Here is a 3,335-nt window from a genome sequence, read left to right as displayed (position 1 = left end):
AGGGCGTGGTCTGCCCCTGTTCCGCTCATGACCCACGCTCCTCATGCCACGCCTGGCAGTCAGCGAACAGCCTGACGCCCGGCATTGACGCCCGCCGTTTCTCCGGAATTTCATCCCCGCATTCCGCGCAGTGCAGACGGGACACCGTGGCTCCTGTTCTCAGCGCATGGCGAATTGCCGCTATCTGCAGGTCGGTGTGCAGCATGGCCTCCCGCTGTGCCATTTCATCATCGGTATCCACACTCACTGCAGCGTCCTCCCTTCGTCACCAGTGACAGTCTGAAGGCGCTGCAGCTCGCGCAGACGGCGTATCACACGAATAAGCCTCATGGTCTTCACCACGTGAATGTCGTCAAAAACGGGAGTATCTGCAGGTGACTGCGAACCAAAGAAGTTCAGGCAGAACAGGAACATGTTGAACTGCTTATTGGGCAGTTCACCTGACAGCCCCGCCAGAAAGAGAACGAATTCATTCCCGTGGGGAGAAACCGCAAAACCGGCTGAACCCGGGCGGTTATCTTCCCGGACACTGTCCGTACACCCCATCGCTTCCGCTATCTCAAAGACCAGCCGGTACGCCATATCCTGAAGGTGCTCGGTATCATCCTGCAGCGCCGGTATCGCCCAGATATCACTGACCGGCTCAAGCCCGGTATCCGCAAACGCGACAGATGATGTTGGAATGGCAGAAAGGAGAGGGGCAGCGGGCATTCCAGCGGTGTTATCGTCACCCCGGAGCGGGAAGATATTACTGCCGGAAATAACATCACCGCCGGCACCGACAGCAGATGCAACGGTAACAGCGGAGCCGGACGCCTGTGAGAATGCGGTAACGCCCACACCGGCTGTCACCGCAGCCCCGGCATCGCCCTGCGCATATACAGAAGAAAATGACATATCATCCGTATCGTCGTCCTCCACACCAGAAGGCATGAATTCCCCCGACACCACAGGTGACGGCACAACTGCTGTGGGATCCCGGCTCCCTGCAAATACCGGGGGTGTATCACTTCCTGTAACCGGTTCGGGTGATTGAACAACTGTCTGAGCCCCGGATTCACTGGCCTGCCAGGCATTCTGGTCTGCCAGAATCAGATGCTCAGCAACCGTCTCCGGCTCGCCAAACAGCGCCCGCTGGTTCTGCGCCTTTGGATCCAGCTCAATTAACCAGCGGTCATAGTTCAGTGACGGATGGGGCAGTGCCTTAATCAGGTTACCAATCAGCTCATCGCGGAACATCTCAATCGAATACAGTTCCGGATCGTCAAACTGCTCACACGTCTGACCGAAAACATCATCAAAACAGTTCAACGGTTCCGTGCTGACACTGTATTTTTGCCAGGTATCAAGTGCACCCGACCTCATATTGAGCAATGTAATAACCTGTGGCCTCCCCAGCCCGGATGCCAGCAGTTCCGGTATATACGGATACAGATACTCCACCGTATGTTCCATCCGACTAATCGTTGAGTTGTCTATCGGATATCCTTCATTGCTCAATAGTACCGACAGTTCGCGCAGCGTCACCGTCCGCCCCAGCGTCTCCTCATGAATGGCACGGGCTTTGCGTATCCCCAGCGCCTTGTCAATAAACGTCAGGTCGCCGCGGACATCATTCTCAGCCAGATGGCCAACGAGACATTTCAGTCTCCCCGGCCAGGGTTTGAACAGCACATGGAAACGGTAAAAGCGCTCGTCACCGGTTTCGGCGTACAGTTCCCGCAGAACGGCATAGCGGGTGTTACCGCCGTCACTGAAGATATACGGCGAGCCCGGAATATCGGGGTTTTTCGTGACTTTCGGCACCGTGTCAAGCCCGCGGGTGCGAATGGAATCCTTTATCTCATCATACTTCGGGTTACGGGTGGTTCTCGGGTTGTCCGGGTTCGGGGCAACCTCATCCAGCGTCAGTATCAGCGGCATCTCGCTGGTTGGCATGATGGCCGGCGCCGTCGCTGACTGCGGCTCACGGGCCCCTTGCAGCAGGGCGGTTCCCAGGTCAAGCAGGTTAGTTTTAGCCACGGGACACCTCCCCGGCAGCAGGCACCCTGCCCTGAAGCAGGTTAGCGAGACTCAGAAGCGCATCGATCTGTTCATCAGTCAAAGACACAACCGGCGCTGGCGGGGCGGTGTAAAGTACACGACGTTTACCGCAACGCTCAGGGTTCCACTGTTCATAAAAAAAATCAGTGTTAACATCTTCCCAGTGCCACTGCAGACCGTCCGTGTCGTAATGACAAAATTCACACGGATAAACAGGCTCAGCGTCCATCGATGCCAGCGCCATCTTTAACGCAGCCAGGGTATTGCTCTCGTCATCGTCCAGACCAGATGGTATGTCGTCGCGAATAGTCCCGATATCTGAGATGACTTTGTCCAGCCACCCTCTGGTAATAGTGGTCATCGGCTTAGTCCTCCCCCCATTCTTCGTAGAAAAAGTCATCCACACGTCTGCACGCCCCATAAGCAGATTCGATCTCCATTTCAGTTATATCGAACGATTTACCGTTCAGCTCCACCATGCACTCCAGCGCCTCGCTCCACTCCTCAAGGGATGCGTTATGTTTTGTTGCGCTAAAATCAGCCATCTTTACTCCTCCCGTCCCGTATCCCATTCAACCCACGCGCAGTCACCATCTGTATCAATTTCGCCCTGATTACCGCATCCGGGGCATTTAACGGCATCACCAGCGCAGAGGTATCGACCAGATAACGAGCGGCTTGTAACTTCAATTGCACGGTGGCACTGGCAGCGTTCGCAGGGGTTGAGCCAGTCAATTTTGTAAACTGCGGGTTCCCGTAAGGCTGCCCGAGCAGCTCACGGGATTTACGTTCAATTTCCGGCGTCAGTTGCCCCCGGCTGTAACCTGTTCTGTCAGGTATCATGGTGTTCACCCTCCTGCTTTTCCTGGTAATCCCGCACGGCCTGATTCAGCAGACGCAGAAGCCGCTGGCCGCTGACCCGCCTCAGGTAGCCCTGGCTGTGTCCCCGGCCCGGCGTGTCTGTCCGGCGTTCCCACTCACCACGGGAAGTCTGGTATCTGGCAGTACCGATGCTGACGATGTACTCCCTCATCCCGCAGGTATGTCCGGCAGGGAACACCACAGGAACCGGGCTTACGACGTTATTTCTCTGTTTTTTCAGGCTCATACTGTCTGTCCTTCGTATCCGAGGTGGTATTCTGAAAAACGGGTGTACTCGCCCTCGTATCGGGCTTTAACGGTACCCAGCGGCCCCTGACGCTGCTTGCCCAGGATGAGCTCAGCCACACCACGCTCCAGGGTGTTCTCGTTGTAGACCTCATCGCGATAAAGGAAGAGAATGACGTCCGCAT

General features: G+C 56.1%; 7 protein-coding genes. All 7 read right to left on the bottom strand.

Annotated features, from left to right (window positions below; translation table 11 throughout):
• Positions 1 to 25 precede the first annotated feature (25 nt).
• On the bottom strand, positions 26 to 247 hold the full coding sequence (locus tag BZK42_RS27590; RefSeq protein ID WP_080861500.1) for a TraR/DksA C4-type zinc finger protein: 222 nt from the start codon (positions 245 to 247) through the stop codon (positions 26 to 28).
• Positions 244 to 2,022: a ParB family protein gene (locus tag BZK42_RS27585; RefSeq protein ID WP_143329769.1), complete on the bottom strand. Its 1,779-nt coding sequence runs from the start codon at positions 2,020 to 2,022 to the stop codon at positions 244 to 246. The genes BZK42_RS27590 and BZK42_RS27585 overlap by 4 nt, the downstream gene beginning before the upstream one ends.
• Positions 2,015 to 2,404, bottom strand: a complete 390-nt coding sequence (locus tag BZK42_RS27580; protein ID WP_080861497.1) for a hypothetical protein — start codon at positions 2,402 to 2,404, stop codon at positions 2,015 to 2,017. The genes BZK42_RS27585 and BZK42_RS27580 overlap by 8 nt, the downstream gene beginning before the upstream one ends.
• 4 nt (positions 2,405 to 2,408) lie before the next feature.
• A complete protein-coding gene (locus tag BZK42_RS27575) occupies positions 2,409 to 2,588 on the bottom strand; it encodes a hypothetical protein (RefSeq protein WP_080861495.1) in 180 nt (59 codons plus the stop codon).
• Positions 2,581 to 2,886 (bottom strand): hypothetical protein, encoded by a 306-nt coding sequence (locus BZK42_RS27570; protein ID WP_080861492.1) that lies wholly within the window; start codon positions 2,884 to 2,886, stop codon positions 2,581 to 2,583. The genes BZK42_RS27575 and BZK42_RS27570 overlap by 8 nt, the downstream gene beginning before the upstream one ends.
• Positions 2,876 to 3,151, bottom strand: coding sequence for a hypothetical protein (locus BZK42_RS27565; RefSeq protein ID WP_080861488.1), 276 nt, complete (start codon positions 3,149 to 3,151; stop codon positions 2,876 to 2,878). The genes BZK42_RS27570 and BZK42_RS27565 overlap by 11 nt, the downstream gene beginning before the upstream one ends.
• Positions 3,148 to 3,335, bottom strand: a 188-nt coding sequence (locus BZK42_RS27560; RefSeq protein WP_282958099.1) for a DnaB-like helicase C-terminal domain-containing protein, incomplete at its 5' end; no start/stop codon positions are given. The genes BZK42_RS27560 and BZK42_RS27565, both read right to left, overlap by 4 nt.

It is taken from the genome of Citrobacter braakii (genome assembly GCF_002075345.1).
In the GTDB taxonomy this organism is placed as follows: Bacteria; Pseudomonadota; Gammaproteobacteria; order Enterobacterales; family Enterobacteriaceae; genus Citrobacter; species Citrobacter braakii.
This window is presented reverse-complemented; position numbering and strand designations above follow the sequence as displayed.

Bases quoted from the DNA above. Each gene is read 5' to 3' on its own strand.
- BZK42_RS27575 (WP_080861495.1), bottom strand. From the start codon at position 2,588: ATGGCTGATTTTAGCGCAACAAAACATAACGCATCCCTTGAGGAGTGG.
- BZK42_RS27565 (WP_080861488.1), bottom strand. From the start codon at position 3,151: ATGAGCCTGAAAAAACAGAGAAATAACGTCGTAAGCCCGGTTCCTGTG.
- BZK42_RS27580 (WP_080861497.1), bottom strand. From the start codon at position 2,404: ATGACCACTATTACCAGAGGGTGGCTGGACAAAGTCATCTCAGATATC.
- BZK42_RS27570 (WP_080861492.1), bottom strand. From the start codon at position 2,886: ATGATACCTGACAGAACAGGTTACAGCCGGGGGCAACTGACGCCGGAA.